Source organism: Streptomyces sp. NPDC030893 (genome assembly GCF_055571535.1).
Window position 1 is genome coordinate 1 of record NZ_JBVIFC010000001.1, and the last position, 16,890, is coordinate 16,890.

11 protein-coding genes and 2 pseudogenes are annotated in these 16,890 nt (G+C 74.5%); 2 read left to right on the top strand and 11 right to left on the bottom strand.

What is annotated here, in order from left to right:
- Nucleotides 1-191, bottom strand: a pseudogene (locus ACZ434_RS00005) (ABC transporter permease); the annotation flags it as partial.
- A 144-nt stretch (nucleotides 192-335) separates the two neighbouring features.
- Here ACZ434_RS00005 and ACZ434_RS00010 point away from each other — a divergent pair.
- Nucleotides 336-968, top strand: a complete 633-nt coding sequence (locus ACZ434_RS00010) for a TetR/AcrR family transcriptional regulator (RefSeq protein WP_468450081.1) — start codon at nucleotides 336-338, stop codon at nucleotides 966-968.
- Between the two features lie 49 nt (nucleotides 969-1,017).
- Here the strand turns inward: ACZ434_RS00010 and ACZ434_RS00015 are convergent.
- The 3 genes and pseudogenes from ACZ434_RS00015 to ACZ434_RS00025 form a co-directional block, all read right to left on the bottom strand.
- A pseudogene (locus ACZ434_RS00015) lies at nucleotides 1,018-1,942 on the bottom strand (ADP-ribosylglycohydrolase family protein).
- Between the two features lie 29 nt (nucleotides 1,943-1,971).
- Complete coding sequence (locus tag ACZ434_RS00020) at nucleotides 1,972-3,582, bottom strand: glycosyltransferase family 2 protein (RefSeq protein WP_468450083.1); 1,611 nt, start codon at nucleotides 3,580-3,582, stop codon at nucleotides 1,972-1,974.
- Nucleotides 3,583-3,666: 84 nt separating this feature from the next.
- Nucleotides 3,667-4,161 (bottom strand): MarR family winged helix-turn-helix transcriptional regulator, encoded by a 495-nt coding sequence (locus tag ACZ434_RS00025; protein ID WP_468450085.1) that lies wholly within the window; start codon nucleotides 4,159-4,161, stop codon nucleotides 3,667-3,669.
- 144 nt (nucleotides 4,162-4,305) lie between these two features.
- Here ACZ434_RS00025 and ACZ434_RS00030 point away from each other — a divergent pair, with 144 nt between their 5' ends.
- On the top strand, nucleotides 4,306-4,719 hold the full coding sequence (locus tag ACZ434_RS00030; RefSeq protein ID WP_468450087.1) for an organic hydroperoxide resistance protein: 414 nt from the start codon (nucleotides 4,306-4,308) through the stop codon (nucleotides 4,717-4,719).
- Nucleotides 4,720-4,728: 9 nt separating this feature from the next.
- On the opposite strand, the gene ACZ434_RS00035 is transcribed toward ACZ434_RS00030, so the two are convergent.
- The 7 genes from ACZ434_RS00035 to ACZ434_RS00065 all read right to left on the bottom strand — a co-directional run bounded on the left by ACZ434_RS00035 (nucleotide 4,729) and on the right by ACZ434_RS00065 (nucleotide 16,886).
- A complete protein-coding gene (locus ACZ434_RS00035) occupies nucleotides 4,729-6,288 on the bottom strand; it encodes a hypothetical protein (protein ID WP_468450089.1) in 1,560 nt (519 codons plus the stop codon).
- A 104-nt stretch (nucleotides 6,289-6,392) separates the two neighbouring features.
- On the bottom strand, nucleotides 6,393-7,658 hold the full coding sequence (locus ACZ434_RS00040) for a hypothetical protein (RefSeq protein ID WP_468450091.1): 1,266 nt from the start codon (nucleotides 7,656-7,658) through the stop codon (nucleotides 6,393-6,395).
- Entirely contained in the window at nucleotides 7,655-9,868 is a 2,214-nt protein-coding gene (locus tag ACZ434_RS00045) for a bifunctional glycosyltransferase/CDP-glycerol:glycerophosphate glycerophosphotransferase (RefSeq protein WP_468450093.1), read from the bottom strand. The genes ACZ434_RS00040 and ACZ434_RS00045 overlap by 4 nt, the downstream gene beginning before the upstream one ends.
- A 1-nt stretch (nucleotide 9,869) precedes the next feature.
- Nucleotides 9,870-12,080, bottom strand: coding sequence for a bifunctional glycosyltransferase/CDP-glycerol:glycerophosphate glycerophosphotransferase (locus tag ACZ434_RS00050; protein ID WP_468450095.1), 2,211 nt, complete (start codon nucleotides 12,078-12,080; stop codon nucleotides 9,870-9,872).
- A gap of 151 nt (nucleotides 12,081-12,231) precedes the next feature.
- Entirely contained in the window at nucleotides 12,232-14,493 is a 2,262-nt protein-coding gene (locus ACZ434_RS00055) for a bifunctional glycosyltransferase/CDP-glycerol:glycerophosphate glycerophosphotransferase (protein ID WP_468450097.1), read from the bottom strand.
- 147 nt (nucleotides 14,494-14,640) lie between these two features.
- Nucleotides 14,641-15,540, bottom strand: a complete 900-nt coding sequence (locus ACZ434_RS00060; protein ID WP_468450099.1) for a carbohydrate ABC transporter permease — start codon at nucleotides 15,538-15,540, stop codon at nucleotides 14,641-14,643.
- Nucleotides 15,537-16,886 (bottom strand): carbohydrate ABC transporter permease, encoded by a 1,350-nt coding sequence (locus ACZ434_RS00065; RefSeq protein ID WP_468450101.1) that lies wholly within the window; start codon nucleotides 16,884-16,886, stop codon nucleotides 15,537-15,539. The genes ACZ434_RS00060 and ACZ434_RS00065 overlap by 4 nt, the downstream gene beginning before the upstream one ends.
- Between the last annotated feature and the right edge of the window lie 4 nt (nucleotides 16,887-16,890).

Here is a 16,890-nt window from a genome sequence, read left to right on the forward strand (position 1 = left end):
GCGGTGAGCTTGGCCCGGGAGAAGGCGAGGATGAAGTGCCGCCGGCCCCAGAGCTGACGGACGTACTCGACGAGGGACGGCCGTGCGCCGCTGACCGTGAGGCCGTGCCGGGCGGCCAGGGCCGCGAGGTCGGCCTCGCCCGGTGACGGGCGCGCCGGTGCGGGGGGCGGTGTGTGAAGGGCCTGACTCACGTCCGCTGCTTTCGCTAGGGGGAGGGGGGCAACGGGGTTTGACGTCGGGACGGGACCGTATCGTCGTAACGGGAGACTAGGTCGAATGTACGTCGGAACGCAACCGTTTCGTCGTGTCGGCGGCGGCTGCCTATGCTGGTCGGCATGACGACGAACGCAGACGAGCCCGAGCCCCGTCCGCGTCCGCGCCGCCGGGCCCCCGCCGGGGCCGCCGTACTGCGGGAGGACGTCACGGAGGCCATCCGGGCGGCCGTCTTCGAGGAGCTCGCGGCCGTCGGCTACGCGCGGATGTCGATCGAGGGGATCGCGCGCCGCGCGGGCGTCGGCAAGACCGCGGTGTACCGCCGCTGGCGTTCCAAGCTGCACCTGGTCCTCGACCTGGTGTCCGCGATCGCCGTCCAGGGCCTGCCCGCGCCGGACACCGGCTCCCTGGAGGGCGACCTGCGCCTGCTGTACGAGGTCACCTCCCGCGCCCTGCGCCACCCGGTCGCCTCCCAGGTCCTCCCCGACCTCCAGGCCGAGGCCGCCCGCAACCCCGACATCGCCGAAGCCCTCCGCAAGGCCCTGCGCGAGGGTCAGGACGGCGTCGCCAAGGGCATCGTCGCGGCGGCGGAGACCCGCGGCGAACTCCGTCCCGGCGTCGACCACGCCCTGGCCCTGGACCTCATCTCGGGCCCCCTGTACTGGCGCTCGGTCGTCATCCGCAACCCGAAGCTCCCGAAGGGCTACCTGGCGGCTCTGGCCCGGGCCACGACGGAGGCGCTGAAGGCCCTGTGAGCGGGCCCCGGCGCCGGCGGCGGGCCCGCCGGCCGTCCCCGCGGCCCGCTCAGCCGCACAACCGCCGGGTGAGGGCGGTCAGGTCGGTTGTGGACAGGACCCGGCCGGCGAAGCCCGGGAGCGGCACGTGCAGGGGTTCGGTCCAGCGGGCGGGCAGGGCGCCTGCGCCGTGCACCGCACCCGCCAGGCCGCCCGTGACGGCCGCCACCGTGTCCGTGTCGCCGCCCAGGTCGATCGCCGCGCGTACGGCGTCCTCGTAGGTGTGCGTCGTGCGCAGCGCCCGGAGCGCGGAACCGAGGCAGGGCCACACCGCGCCGTTGAACTCGGTGGCCGGGTCCGGGTGCCGGTCGGGGGCGAGGACGGTGGCGTAGCGCTCGCGGTGGCCGGGATGCACGGCGGCGAGGGGGTCGCCGCCGTTCAGGGCGCCGCGGATCAGTTCGTGGAAGACGGCCGTGCCCTCCCATGCCGCACGGTCGCCGTGGGTCAGGGCGGCGATGCGGCGGGCGGCGTCCATGGTGGCGTCGCGGCCGAAGGGCGCGAAGTGCACGGCCGAGGGGTGCGGCCCGCATCAGCGCGCCGTTGCCGGCGGCGCGCCCGCCGGCCTGGAAGTGCAGCGCGGCGGCCAGGTCCCACGGGTCGCCGCCGCTCAGCACCGCCTCCGTCGCGAGGCCGATGTCCTTCGGCCCGGCCGCCGCCCACCGCTGGAACCGGCGGAAGACGTCGGGCAGGTCCAGGCCGCCGCGTTCCAGCAGTGACTCGGCGACGAGCACCGCCATCTGCGTGTCGTCGGTCGCCTCCCCCGGCTCCCAGCCGCCGCCCCCGCACATCTCGCCGCCCGCCCCCGCCGCCGGGAAACGGGCGGAGAAGGCGCCCTCGGGACCGAACTCGAAGGGCGCCCCCAGGGCGTCACCGACGGCGGAACCGACGACGGCGCCCAGTGCGCGCTCGATACGGGAAGGGGAGGGCGAGGCCATGCGGGCAGGCTAGCCGGGGGCGCGGCGGGTCAGCGGAGCAGCAGGCGGTGGAGGCGGTGGCGCAGGAGCGGGGTGATGCCGTGTGCGCCCGTCGCCAGGCGCAGGGCCAGGGAGCCGGAGTGGGTGGCGTACGGGCGTACGAGGACGACGCCGTGCCGGGTGCTCGGTACCGCGCGGCGGCGCAGCAGGCCGGGACCCGCGAGGGCGTGGGCGGTGACGCGGCGGGAGGAGCCGTCCCGGAAGCGCAGCCGCAGCCGCAGGTCCCAGGCGCCCGGGGCGAGGGTCGCCAGCCGGTCCAGGGGCAGGGAGGTCTCCGCCGTCCAGGTGCCCCCGGCGGACGACGCCCGCAGCGGCACCGTACGGCGCACGGCCACCCCGGCCCGGTCCCGGTGGCGCCACTCCACCTCCACCTCCGCCGGGCCCGCCGGGGCCGCCCTGCCGTACAGCTCGTGCAGGCGCAGCCGCAGGTGGCCCGCGCGGGGGCGCAGTTCCGCGTCCACGGCGAGGGGGAGCTGCGGCACCGGACGGGTCAGCAGGGGCTCCAGGGTGATGCCCGGCAGGTCCGTCGACCAGCAGGGTGTGCCGTCCGGCGCGCGGACGTACGGCGGCCGGAGCCGGGCCGGCCGGGCCGCGAGCTCCCGCAGCCGGGCCAGGTCGCGCGGCTCGGGGGAGGCCAGCACGACCCGCGCGATGAGCCGTCCCGGGGCGACCGGGTCGCGGGAGAGGTCGGCGGCGTCGTAGTCCGCGAGGAACGCCCGCGTGTGCGCCCACCACTCCCGCCGGTGGGCCTCGTCGCGCAACGGCAACTCCCGCGCGTACATGCGCAGCTCGTGGTCGAGGAACTTGGCCCGGGCCCTGCGCGCCAGCCGTTTCTCCCCGGCGTCCAGCAGGATCCCGTGGGCGGTGCCGCACGCGTGGGTGCGGGAGCGCCAGTTGTCGACGCCCGCGCGGGCCAGCGAGATCGACAGCCGCCGCGCGGAGCGGCGCACGTGCCAGACGTACACCCGGTCGGGGACCAGCGCCACGCGCGGGGCGGCGGCCCACACCCGCGCGGTGAAGACGATGTCCTCGTACGGGAAGCGGCCCTCGGGGAAGCGGATGCCGTGCTCCCGCAGGAACGCCGTGGCGTAGAGCTTGTTGACGCAGAGGGTGTCGTGCACCAGGCGCGGGCGGCGCGCGGGGTGGGGGAGGACGGCGGGCGAGGCGTACAGGCCGGGCTCCCACGGCACCTCGCGGCCCGACGGCAGCTCCCGGCGTACGCACAGGCCGCCCGTGACCTCGGCGCCCGCCCCGGTCGCGGCCGTGAGCAGCGCGTCCACGGCCCCGGACGGCAGGACGTCGTCGCTGTCCAGGAACATCACATAGGGCGCGGTCACCGCGTCCAGGCCGGTATTGCGCGGGGTGCCGCAGCCACCGCTGTTGGCCGGGAGCCGGATCACCCGCAGCCGGGGCTCGTCGGCGGCCAGCCGCTCCAGCAGGCCGGCGCTGCCGTCCGTGGAGCAGTCGTCGACGGCGACGACCTCGCGCACCGCGGGACCCTGCCCGAGCGCCGAGCGCACGGCGTCGCCCACGTGTGCGGCGTCGTCGTATCCGATGACCACGACGGAGACGGCGGCGGGCGGGAGGTGATGGGGGCGCATGACATCCTCGGGCAGTTATGGGCTGTTCATACCCTTTGCCCGCCCGAGGGGGTCTCCTACCCGGCGGGCGCCTCCGGCCCCCCGTCAGGCGCCGTCCGCCGCCGCCCTGTCCAGTGCCGTGGTCAGCTCGTGCAGCCGGGCGCTCAGGGAGCGGATCTCCTCGCCCTGGAAGCCGGTCGCGGCGAGGATCCGGCGCGGTACCTCCTGGGCCCGCTCGCGCAGCGCGGTGCCCTCCTCCGTCGGCCGGACCTCCACCGACCGCTCGTCGCGCGCGCTGCGCTCCCGGCGCACGAGGCCGGCCGTCTCCAGCCGCTTGAGCAGCGGGGACAGCGTGCCGGAGTCGAGTCGCAGATGCTCGCCGAGCTTCTTCACCGGCAGGGTGCCGTGCTCCCACAGCACCAGCATGACCAGGTACTGCGGGTAGGTGAGTCCGAGGTCCTTGAGCACCACCCGGTAGACGCCGTTGAAGGCGCGCGAGGCGGCGTGCAGGCTGAAGCAGATCTGCCGGTCGAGGCGGAGCCAGTCGTCCGCGGCGCCCGGCAGCGGGGGTGTCGCGGGTGGGCTCGGAGTGGCGGTCATGACTCCAGGTTAGCTCTCGCGGGCCATACGGTTGCCAGCAATTCAGTTGCGCACAATTTAATGGCGTGCTCTACTTGTGCTCGCAAGGCGGCCGGAGCCCCTCACCGGGACCCGGCCCCGTCACGCTTCGAGAGGGGTCTTCCCATGGACGCGCTCTACACCGCTGTCGCCACCGCCACCCACGGCCGCGAGGGCCGCGCCGTCACCTCCGACGGCACGCTGGACCTCGGCCTGAGCGCCCCCGTGGAGCTGGGCGGCAACGGGCAGGGCACCAACCCCGAGCAGCTGTTCGCCGCCGGGTACGCGGCCTGCTTCGGCAGCGCCCTCGGCCTGGTCGGCCGGGCCGCGAAGGTCGACGTCAGCGAGGCCGCGGTGACCGCCGAGGTCGGCATCGGCAAGCAGGGCGAGGGCTTCGCGCTCGCCGTGACGCTGCGCATCGAACTGCCCGACAGCGTGGACGAGGCGACCGGCCGCAAGCTGGTCGAGCAGGCCCACCAGGTCTGCCCCTACTCCAACGCCACCCGCGGCAACGTCCCGGTCGACCTCGTCATCGAGTAGCCCCGCCGCTCAGCTCCCGACCCGCGCCAGCACCTCCCCCGTCCGCCGGCTCCACGTCACCACCACCGCCTCCTCCGGCACCCGCTGCCAGGGCGTCAGCAGCAGCCAGCGCGCGTGGTACCGGCGGACGACCGCGGCCCGCTCGGCGCGGGTCGAGCCGGGGTCCAGGTACGCGCGCACGTCGTCCGCCCGCCGCAGCCGCTCCCGCTCGTCCAGCGCCGCGTCCGGCCAGGCCGGCGCCGCGAGGTTCGGCCCGTACCCGGCGAGCGCGTGCACCGCGTGATAGCCGTCGGTGATCACCACCTCGCCCGGACCGACGTACCGCGCGGCCCAGTCGTACGACGGCCAGTCGGGCGGCTGTTCGAAGCCCACCGGATCCGCCGCCGGCGGCACCACCGCCCCCGCGTGCACGGTCAGGAACCCGGCGCACGCGCCCGCGGCCGCCGCCCCGCCCAGCACCCTGCGCCACACCGGCCACGGCCGGGCCGCCGCCAGCTCCACCGCCAGCGCGAACTGCAGCGGCACCAGCGTCAGCCCCAGCACCCTGCCGTAGGTGTAGTGCCCGCTGACCCAGCCGTACGCCACCACCAGGCAGTGCAGCACGAACATCAGCACCAGCGGATCGCGCCACGAGGTGCGCCGCGCCCGCAGCCACAGCACCGGCAGCCCCAGCAGCGCCAGCCCGAACTGACCGGCGAGGTCCAGGTACAGCCGCCGGTGCATCCCGTCCACGCTGCCGTCCCCGGCCAGCGCGAGGACGTCGAAGTACGGCCAGCACGCGGCCACCAGCAGCGCGACGGCGCCGGTCAGCGCCCACCGCGCGGCCACCGCCCACGACCACCCCCGCTGCCATCCCGCGACCAGCGCCACCGCCCCCAGCGCCGCCGCGACCGCCGTGATCGGATGCACCAGCAGGATCAGCCCGTACAGCACGCCCAGCGCCGCGTACCCCGGCAGCGGACGCAGCCCGCCCGGCCCCACGTACCGCACGGCCGCCGCGTCCCGGGCCCACGCGCCCGTCAGCGACCAGGCCCAGAAGGCGAGCCCGATCGCGAACGCCGACGGGTAGGAGAGATTGCCCGTCATCGACATCAGGTTCAGATAGCCGCTCCACCAGGCCCGCTCCACCCCCCACAGCAGCGTCATCGCGGCCAGCGCCAGCACCGGCGCCCACGGGCGCGGGGTCAGCACCCGTACGAAACGGCCGATCCCGGTGAGCAGCACCAGCAGGTTCAGCGGCCCGGTGAGCTTGAGCACCTCCCAGCCGCCGAGACCGGTCAGCCGGGCCACCACCCCCTGCGCCAGCGCGAACGGCGAGTAATAGGGGCTGCCCGCCCCCGGCAGGTCCGCCATCGGATGCCGGGGGTTCAGCAGATCGTCCTTGAGGCGCTCGACGACCGCCGCGTGCTGGCCGGCGTCGCAGCACAGCGGCACCCTCCAGTACGCCAGCGACATCACGAGCCAGAACAGGAAGCCGAAGAGCTGGTACGGGGTGGGGCGCCAGGCCCCGCCGCCGCGCAGCGCCGTGGCACCGCTCACGGTCCGCCGTACGAGGACTCCGGCGCTCATCGGGTGACGGGGAACGAGGGCATTCGGGACATCTGCCGTATGTTCCCGGAGACGTCAGAGGCATGACCCCCTGTCACCTCTTCGAGTGACCCCCGTCCCACCGGTCAGTGGACCCGCTCCAGCGGCGCCCCCTGCGCCGGCACCACGAGCCGCCGCGCCGCCGGCTCCAGCAGCAGCGGCACGCCCAGCACCGGCAGCAGCCAGGCCAGCGTGATCAGCCGGTCGCCCCAGATGTTGATGTCCGGATGCCCGGCCTGGTTGAGGAACCCCGTACAGGCCGCGGCGACCAGGAAGGCGCCGAACGCCGGCCGCCGCCGCGCGCCCAGCGCGCCGGCCGCCAGCGCCGCCACGAACAGCGGCTCCCACAGCTGCCTGCGCAGCCACTCCATCCAGAAGTTCCCCTGGAGCTGGAAGAACTCCGCCCACGGACGCTCCCGGTCGGGGCGGGCGAAGTGATCCGTCAGCAGGTCCTGCACGCTCTCCGACACCGACGGATAGTGCAGCAGCCGGGACAGCAGCACCGTGCCCAGCATCCCCGCGCACCCCGCCCCGGCCGCCGCGAGCACCCCGCGCCCCGCCGGGAGGCCCCGCCACCGGCGCCGTACGGCGACCGCCGTTCCCGCGCCCGCCAGGCACAGCCCGAGGAACAGCGCCTGCGAGTGCTTCACCGCGAACAGCGCGGCCACCGCGGCGCACACGAGCACCGGGCCCGCCCGTCCGCCGCGTCCCTCCAGCACCAGCGCACAGCCCCACAGCGCGGCCAGGGTGAGGGCCAGCAGCAGCCCCTCGGTCATCGGGCGCATCGCCGTCGTCCCGCACGGCAGGACGTAGAACAGCACCTGCCCGGTGAGCGCGAGCGGCACCGGCACCGACAGGGTGCGCAGCACCAGGAAGGCCAGCACCCCGCCCGCGCAGGTGATCACCACGCCCGCCGCCCACAGGCCCCACGTCGCCCCCAGGAGGCCGACGAACGGCACCAGGAACACCGGGTAACCGGGACGCACCTCGAAGATCCGCATGAACCGCTCCGGCATGAACGGCACGGTGTGCCCGGCGCTCTGCCCGGCCGCCAGCCCGGCCTCGACCGCCCGCCACTCCTGCTCCCGGCACTCCTGAAGGACCCGCGGGGCGGGGTCCGGGGCGTGGAAGCGCACCACGTCCACGTTCTGGTCGCGGTGGGCGATCGCCGCCCGGCCCGCGCAGTAGTGGTCGATCGTGACGGCCGCCGCCTCCCGCTTGCCGGCGCCGCCCAGACTCAGCGCGTACGAGAGGTAGTTCTTGCTGTCGGGGGTGTCCCGGCCGGAGACGTTCGCCAGCTGCAGCAGGGCGAAGACCGCGGCCAGGAGCAGCATCCAGGTACGCGGCCTCACGACGCGACCGGCCTGCCCCGGCCGGCGGTCTGGGCGGGCACCAGGGCGGCGTCCGGCTCCCGTTCGGGCAGCGGCTCGCCCAGCATCAGGGTCCGCACCACCCGCTCGGCGGCCCGCCCGTCGTCGAACTCGCAGTACCGCCGGCGGAACGCGGACCGCAGCCGCGCCGCCTCCTCGTCCCGCCAGGTCCCCGAGTCGAACAGCCACGCCAGCTCCCGGTAGGAGCGCGCCACATGGCCCGGCGCCTCGGCGACGATGTCGAGGTAGGCGCCCCGGCTGGCCCGGTAGGCGTCCCAGTCGTCGGCGTGGAGGACGATCGGGCGGTCCAGGTTGGCGTAGTCGAACATCAGGGCCGAGTAGTCGGTGACCAGGACGTCGGCGGCGAGCAGCACGTCCTGCACCTCCGGTTCGTCCGTGGCGTCCACGAGCACACCGCGCCGGTGCAGCTCCGCGAGGCCGAGACCGCGCGCCGGTCCGTCGGCGAGCGAGGGGTGCAGCCGGACCACGAGGGTGCGGCCCTCGCCCAGGTCGGCGGCGAACCGGGCCAGGTCGATCCGCTCCACCAGCCCGTCCCTGCGGTAGTCCCGGCGGGTCGGCGCGTACAGCACCACCGTGTCGCCCTCCGGGATGCCGAGCCGCGCGCGGACCGCACGGCCGCTGTCGGGGCCCGCGCCGACCAGGACGTCGTTGCGGGGGCTGCCGGAGCGCAGGGAGGTGAAGTGGCAGGGGAAGGCCCGCTCCCACACCAGCTCGGAGTGCCGGTTGGCGACCAGGCTGTGGTCCCAGCGGTCGGACCGGCGCAGCATCTGCGGCACGTCGAAGCCGTGCCGGGCGCCGGGCTTGCCCAGCAGGTCGGCGCCCATGAACTTCAGCGGCGTGCCCTGATGGGTGTGGATGTGCACACTCCCCGGGCGTTTGACCAGCGCCCCGGACCAGTTGACGTTGTTGACGAAGAAGGTGGCCCGCTCGGTCACCCTGCGGTATCCGGGCGAGTCGAGCAGCACGTACTCGGTGCCGGGCGGCAGCCCGGCCGCCCTCTCCTCGTCGGCCAGCACCCAGACGCCCCTGATGTGCGGGGCGACGTCGCGCGCCGCGCGGTGGATCGCCGCCGGGTCGCCGAGCACCCCCCGGTGGGAGAACGCCGAGTACACGGCGAGGTCGGGGTCCAGCGGGCGGCGCAGCGCCGACCGGGCCCGTACCGCCCGGGCCGCCGTCGCCGTACGCGCCCGGCGGGCCCGCCGCCCCAGCTCCCGGCCCGCCCGCCCGGCCTGCCGCCGCAGCACGTAACCGGCGTAGCTCCCCTCCAGCACCCGCAGCTCGGCGGGGACCCGGACGCCCTCGGGCCGGTGGGCGTGGAACATCTCGGCCGTACGGCGGAAGAACTCGGCCTTGTCGGACGGGGGCAGCCGGTCCGGTTTGGAGAGGATGTCGAGACAGTGCTCGCCCATCTTGGCGTGCAGGAACGGCCGCCAGTGCGCCAGCGCCGGGCGGGCGTCGACGAAGCGGAACACCCGCGCGTACTGCTCGTGGACGTCGAAGTGCTTGCGGCTGGTGGTGGACAGGATGCTGCCCTGACGGCGCTGCCGGTAGTACAGGCAGATCCGGTCCAGCGTGGCGATGCGCTCCGCGCTGAGCAGCACCGGGAACGTCCAGGGCGTGTCCTCGTAGTAGCCGGGCGGGAAGCTGAATTCCTCCCGTTCGACGAAGTCGCGGCGGTAGGCCTTGTTCCACACCACCATCAGCAGATCGAGGATCTCCGGCCGTTCGGCGGCCGTGAAGGTGGAGTCCGGTCCCGCCAGGACGTGGGCCAGGGCGTTGCGGCGGGTGCCGCCCCACCAGTAGGTGCGGGCGTAGTCGAAGACCAGGACGTCCGGGTCGCCGGTCTCGTCGAGCCGGTCGGCCAGGGCGCGCAGCGCGCCCGGGGTGAGGGTGTCGTCGCTGTCCAGGAAGAGCAGGTAGTCACCCGTCGCGTGCGGCATCCCGGCGTTGCGGGCCCGCCCGAGGCCCACGTTCTCCGGCAGGTGCAGCACCCGGACCCGCTCGTCGCGGGCCGCGTACGCGTCGAGGATCGCCCCGCAGCCGTCGGGGGAGCGGTCGTCGACGGCGATCACCTCGATGTCCCGGTACGACTGCCCGAGCACCGAGTCGAGACAGGCGTGCAGGTACGCCTGCACGTTGTGGACGGGGACGATGACGCTGAAGCGGGGCACGTCAGCTCCTCACCGGGGTGGCGGCGGCCGCGGGCGCGGGGACACGCTCCGCGAGCGGGATCACGGGGGGCAGCGCCTCGGGCGGCTCGCCGAGCAGCACCCGGCGCACGACCCGCTCGGCGGCCCGGCCGTCGTCGAAGGCGCAGAACCGCTCCCGGAACCGGGCCCGCAGCGCGGCCGACTCCGCGCCCGCGTACGAGCCGTCGCGGAACACCCGGGCCAGCTCGTCGGGGGTGCGCACGACCGGCCCCGGCGGTACGTCCATCAGGTCGAAGCAGACGCCCCGGACCTCCCGGTAGACGTCCCAGTCGTCGGCGTAGACCACGATCGGGCGGTCCAGGGCGGCGTAGTCGAACATGATCGACGAGTAGTCGGTGATCAGCGCGTCGGCGGCCAGGCACACGTCCTCCGAGGAGCGGTGCGCGGACACGTCGATGACCCGGGTGTTCCGGCCGCTCTCGCGTGCGCCCCGGTCGTAGAAGTAGTGGGCGCGCAGCAGCACCACGACGTCCTCGCCGGCCGCCGCGCAGAACGCCTCCAGGTCGAGGCCGGGCTCGAAGCCGGTGTGGTGGTCGCGGTGGGTGGGCGCGTACAGCACGGCCGTCGCGCCCTCGGGGACGCCCAGCTCCGCGCGGACGCGCGCCACGTCGCCGGCCGTGGCGGTCAGATACACGTCGTTGCGCGGATAGCCGTACTCCAGGTGCTCGTAGGCGCCGGGGAAGGCGCGCTCCCACACCCGGGTGGAGTGCGGGTTGGAGGACAGGTTGTAGTCCCAGCGGTCCACCCGGCCCAGCAGCTTGGTGAAGCTGCCGGTCGCCGCGGCCACCACCGGGTACGTCGACTGGTCGACGCCCATGGTCTTCAGCGGGGTGCCGTGCTGCGTCTGGAGGTGGACGCTGCCCGGCCGTTTGACGACGCCCTCCGCGAAGTTGGCGTTGTTGACGAGGTACTTGGCGCGGGCCAGCACCTCCCAGTAGCGGCGGCTGCCGATGACCGCGTACGCGACGCCGTCCGGCACGGTGTGCGCCTGGTCGGCCTCGACCAGGAACACCGAGCGGATGTGCGGGGCGAGTTCCCGGGCCTTCGCGTGGATCGCGGCCGGGTTGCAGGCGTAGCCGCGGCCCCAGTACGCGCAGTACACGGCGAGGTTCGGATCCAGCGGGCGGCGCAGGTGCAGCCGGTACAGCAGCCGGGTGCGCAGGCCCCGGGGCCGCGGCAGTGCCGCCACCGCGCGGGACGCCGTACGGCGGGCGCCGCGCAGGGCGGCGAAGGCCGCGTAGGACCCGGCCGCCAGCAGCCGGTGCTGCACGCCGAGGCTGCCGCCCGGGGGCCGGAACCCGGCGGGGCGGTGGCGGCGGTACAGGGCGCTCGCCCGGCGGAAGAAGGCCCGGCGGCCGGACGGGAGCCGCCGGGGGTGGGCGGCCGTCTTCAGGATGATGGCGAACAGCTGCTCGAACAGCGGTCCCGACCGGTCCGCGGGCAGCTCCAGGTCGGCGGCCCGGGAGAGCACCAGCCCGGCCTGGTCCAGCAGGTCGCCGTGGTGCTCGCCGGGCAGGTTCAGCCGGTTGCCCTGCCGGCGCACCTGATGCCGTACGGCCACCGCGCGGAGCACCGCCACGCGTTCGGCGGCGAGCAGGGCGAGTCCGCCCCAGCCGATGTCGGTGAAGTGCCCCGGCGGGAAGGCCAGGCACTGCTCGGCGGCGAAGGCACGGCGCCAGGCCGCGCTCCACGCCGGGAGGTGCACGCCGGTGAGCCGGGGGGCCCGCCCGGGTGCGAAGGCGCCGTCCGGGGCGCCCGCGAGCAGGGGGGCGGCCGGATTGGTGGGCTCGCCCTCCCACCAGGGCACCCGTTCGTGTTCGAAGAGGAGCACGTCCACCTGCCCGGTCTCCTCCAGCCGCGCGTCCAGGGCGGCCAGCGCGCCCGGGACCAGGACGTCGTCGCCGTCGAGGAACAGCAGATACGTCCCGGTCGCCGCCCGCATCCCCGCGTTGCGCGCCCCCGCCAGCCCTTGCGACGGCGGCGCGTGCACGGGCGCCACCCGGGAATCCCGCTCGGCGTGCCGGGCGGCCACGTCGGCCGCCGGGGACCCGGGGGCGTCACAGACCGGGATCAGCTCGAAGTCACCGAAGGACTGGGCGCGGACCGAGTCCAGCGCCTGGCCCAGCCGACCTGCGACCCCGTGGGACGGGACGATGATGCTGAAGCGGGGCATTCTGCTCTTTCCGTAGGGGATGGCGTGGCGCGGCCGTCTCAGCGTGCGGGGCGCCGGCCGGGCCGCCCCGCCGGCCGCCAGGTGCGCGGCCGGGCCGGGGCGGGCCGCGACGAGCCGGGGGGCATGGGATCTCCCGAGGGGGGAACGACGGTCAGCCGCCGTCGGTGACGGTCAGCAGTCCGGCGGCCCGCCGCGGCGGCACCGGCGCGAGCGGCGGCACCTCGATCACGGCGGCGGCCGGCGGGGCGGGGAGCCGCTCGTCCAGCGGTACGACCGGGGGGACGGCCGTCTCCCCGAGCACGACCCGGCGCACGACCCGCTCGGCGGCCCGGCCGTCGTCGTGCGGGCAGAAACGGTCACGGAACGCCGCGCGCAGCCGCGCGGAGCGGGCTCCGCACCAGTGGCCGGAGGAGAAGACGTCGATCAGCTCGTCCTCGCTGCCGGCGACGGCGCCCGGCGGGGAGCACCGCGGATCGAAGTAGAGGCCGTGGGCCGCCTCGTACGCCTCCCAGTCGTCGGCGTGCAGGACGACCGGCCGGTTCAGGACCGCGTAGTCGCACATCAGCGGGGAGAAGTCGGTGACCAGGGCGTCGGAGGCCAGGCAGAGCGCGGTCACGTCCGGATGCCCGCTCACGTCCAGCACCCGGTCGGAGGCGGCCTCCAGCGGCCCGTCGTGGGGCCGGCCGGCGCGGGCCAGGACGACGAACCGCGGGCCGAGCCGGCGCGCCACGCGCTCCAGGTCGAGCAGCCGGGGCTGGGTGCGGACGTAGTCGCGGTGGGCCGGCGCGTACAGGATCGCCACCGCACCCTTCGGGATGCCCAGCGACTCGCGCAGCAGCGCGACGTCCGCGCCGGTCGCGGTGTGGAAGCGGTCGGTGCGCGGCCTGCCGTACTCCAGGGTGGTGTAGCGGCCGGGGTGCACGCGTTCCCAGGTCAGGGTGGAGTGGCGGTCGGCGGAGACGACGTAGTCCCACTGGTCGACGTCCCGCAGCAGCCGGGCGAAGTCGGTGCGGCGGGCCGCCGCCGGACGCTCCTGGAGGTCCAGGCCCACATGCCCGAGCGGGGTGCCGTCCTGCACCCGGACCAGGGTCTGGCCCCCGCGCTTGACCAGGCCGGGCTCCGTCTCCGTGTCGGTCACCAGGTACGCGGCCCGGGCGAGCGCGGTCCAGTGGGCGGCCGTGCCGGGGACGAGACGCTGGGTGCCCGGCGCGAGGGTGTGATGGTGTTCGGGACCGGCCGCCCAGGCGGTGCGGATGTGCGGGGCGAGGTCGCGCACCGCGGCCTCCAGGGCGCCCGGGTCGCCGCCGCGTCCCGCGCGGGCGGTGAACAGGGCGAGGTCGGTGCGCAGCGGGAGCAGCCGCTGGAGGCGGTAGTGCCCGCGCAGTGCGGCGCGGCGCAGGACGCCCAGCAGCCGCCCGGTGGTGCGGGCCGTGCCGCGGCTCGCGGACGCCGTCAGCCGCAGGGCCCGGTAGGTGCGGTGCAGGCCGAACCGGACCAGTGTGTGGTGGACACGGGCGCGCGCCGGGACGGGCGCGCCGGGTGCCCGGTGGCGCCAGTACTGGGCCCGGGCCCGGCGCAGGAACGCGGCCCGCGAACCCTGCGGCAGCCGGTCCCGACGGGTGTACACCGTCACCAGGTGGTCCACCATGCGGCGGAACAGCACCGGGCGCCAGCGCTCCAGTTCGGGCCGCCCGTCGAGGAACGCGAAGACCCGGTCGTACTGGGCGAAGACGTCGAAGTGCCGGTCACTGGTGGTGCGCAGGATGCAGCCGGTCCGCCGCTGCCGGTAGTGCACGCACACCCGGTCGAGCGTGGCGATCGACTCGGCCGTCATCAGGGCCGGGTACGTCCACGGGGTGTCCTCGTAGTAGCCGGGCGGGAAGGCGAGGCCCGAGCGCTGGACGAACTCCCGCCGGTAGGCCTTGTTCCAGGCCACCATCAGCAGGTTCATCAGCCCCGGCCGGTCGGTGAGCCGGAACGGCGCAGGGCCCCGCTCGGTGAGTTCGGCGGCGACCCGGTTGCGCACGGTCTCGCCCGACCAGTACGTGCGCGCGTAGTCGTAGACCAGGACGTCCGGGTCGCCGGTCTCCTTCAGCCGGTCGGCGAGGGCGAGCAGCGCGTCGGGGGTGAGGGTGTCGTCGCCGTCGAGGAAGACCAGGTAGTCGCCGGTCGCCCGCTCGATCCCCGCGTTGCGGGCCCGCCCGAGCCCGGTGTTCTCCGGCAGGTGCACGACCCGCACGCGAGGGTCACGGGCCGCGAACTCGTCGATCACCGCGCCGCAGGCGTCCGGCGAGCAGTCGTCGACGGCGATCAGTTCCAGATCGGGGTACGACTGCGACAGCACCGATTCCAGGCACTCGTGCAGATACGCCTGAACCTGGTACGCGGGGACAATGACACTGAACCTGGGCAAGAGGCATCCAACGGTCGGTGCGGGCGTTCTGCCCGGCAACGGCCGCTGGGCCGACTTGGTTACGCCCCCTGCGGCATCCGGGGGACGCCCGTCACACGAAGGGGCGGATCTCGCCGGTCCGCCCCTCCAACTGCGTAACCCCGACCGCTACTTGACGGCGCCCGCCATCACGCCGGAGACGAACTGCCGCTGGAACGCGAAGAACACGACCAGCGGGACCACCATGGAGATGAACGCGCCGGGCGCCAGGACGTCGATGTTGTTGCCGAACTGCCGTACCTGGGTCTGGAGGGCGACCGTGATCGGCTGGCTCCCCGAGTCGGTGAAGATCAGCGCGACCAGCATGTCGTTCCACACCCACAGGAACTGGAAGATGCCGAGCGCGGCGATGGCCGGACCGGCGAGCGGCATCACGACCCGCACGAACAGCCGCAGTTCGCCCGCGCCGTCCAGCCGGGCCGCCTCCAGCAGCTCCTTCGGGATCTCCGCGAAGAAGTTCCGCAGCAGGAACACCGCGAACGGCAGTCCGAAACCGACGTGGAAGAGGACCACACCGGTCAGGGAGCCGAAGATGCCCAGGTTGCCGAAGAGTTCGGCGATCGGGATCAGCGCCACCTGCACCGGCACCACCAGCAGCCCCACGACCGCAAGGAACCACCAGTCGCGGCCCGGGAACTCCATCCAGGCGAAGGCGTAGCCGGCGAGCGAGCCGATCACCACCACCAGCACGGTCGCCGGGACGGTGATGTACACCGTGTTCAGCAGCGAGCCGGTGATGTCGTCGTTCTCCAGCAGCGTCTCGTAGGCGCCGAAGGTGAGTCGGGAGGGCTCGGTGAACACCGTCCACCAGCCGTCGGCGGCCATGTCCTGCGGGGTGCGCAGGCTGGCCAGCAGCAGCCCGATCGTCGGCACCAGCCAGAACAGGCCGACGACGATCAGGAACACCCGGACCAGACCGCCGCTCACCCACTGACCGAGCCGCGAGCCCAGCGACGGCTCCGCCTTGACGGTGGGGACGGCCGGGGCACCGGCCTTGGTGGCACTCATCGCCTGACCTCCCGCCGCAGCCGCCGTACGTTGAACCACATCACCGGGATCACCAGCAGCAGCAGGAACACCGCGATGGCGCTGGCGATGCCCGGCTGGTCCGCCGAGAAGCCCTGGCGGTAGAGCTCCAGCGCCAGCACGTTGGCGTCGTCCTGGGAGGAGCCCGGGGCGATGATGAAGACCAGGTCGAACACCTTCAGCACGTTGATCATCAGGGTGACGGTGACCACCGCGAGGACCGGAGCCAGCAGGGGCACCGTGACCCGTCTGAACACCTGCCACTCGTTCGCGCCGTCCACCCGCGCGGCCTCCAGCAGCTCCCGCGGCAGCCCCGCGAGCCCGGCCGCGATCAGCACCATCGCGAACCCCGCCCACATCCAGATGTACGAGCCGATGATCGCCGGCGTGACCAGCGACGGGCCCAGCCAGTCGAGCCCGTTGTACGGCGCGTCGAAGTTGTCGGCCGGGAGCCGCAGCCGCGCCCCGTCGGCCTTCGACGACAGGGAGAACGTGCCGTCGCCGCCCGCCGTGGCCGTCTCCACCACCTCGCCGTCCTTGACGGCCTCGATCCGCATCCCCGGATAGCCCAGCTCGGAGGAGTCGACCTGGTTCAGCGTGCCGACGCCCTCGCCGCGGGTGAAGTCCTGCCAGGTCGTGCCGGTGATCCGGTCGTCCTCCGGCTTCGGCGCCGCCGCCGGCTTCGCGTCGTCCGGCATCAGATCGGGGGCGACCCCGACCAGCGGCAGCGTGACCGTGTCACCGGCGCTCACCGTGCCCCTGGTGATGAACGCGCCCCCGCCGGCCGGTTCCAGCGGCGACTCGCGGCCCGGGTGCGCCTTGGGGAACGCCGAGGACTGGGCGAAGGTGTCGTGCACCCCCACCCACACCGCGTTCGCGACGCCCTTGTCCGGGTCCTGGTCGTACACCAGGCGGAAGATGATCCCGGCCGCCAGCATGGAGATCGCCATCGGCATGAAGACGACCAGTTTGAACGCGGTGCCCCAGCGCACCCGTTCAGTCAGCACCGCGAAGATCAGTCCGAGCGCGGTCGCGACCGTCGGCGCGAACACCACCCAGATGATGTTGTTCTTCAGGGCGGTGCGGATGCCGTCGTCGGTGAACAGCGCCTGGTAGTTGTCGAATCCGGCGAACCCGTCGCCGGACTGGTCGTAGAAGCTGCGGACGACGGAGTACCCGATCGGGTAGACCACGAGCGCACCGAGCAGCACGAGCGCGGGCAGCAGGAACAGCGCCGCGACCGTTCTCCGGGTGCCGGTGACGCTCTTGCGCGACTTGGGAGCGGCAGGGGCCGTCTTCCGGGCCCCCGCCGCCGTGTCCGACGCCATCGCC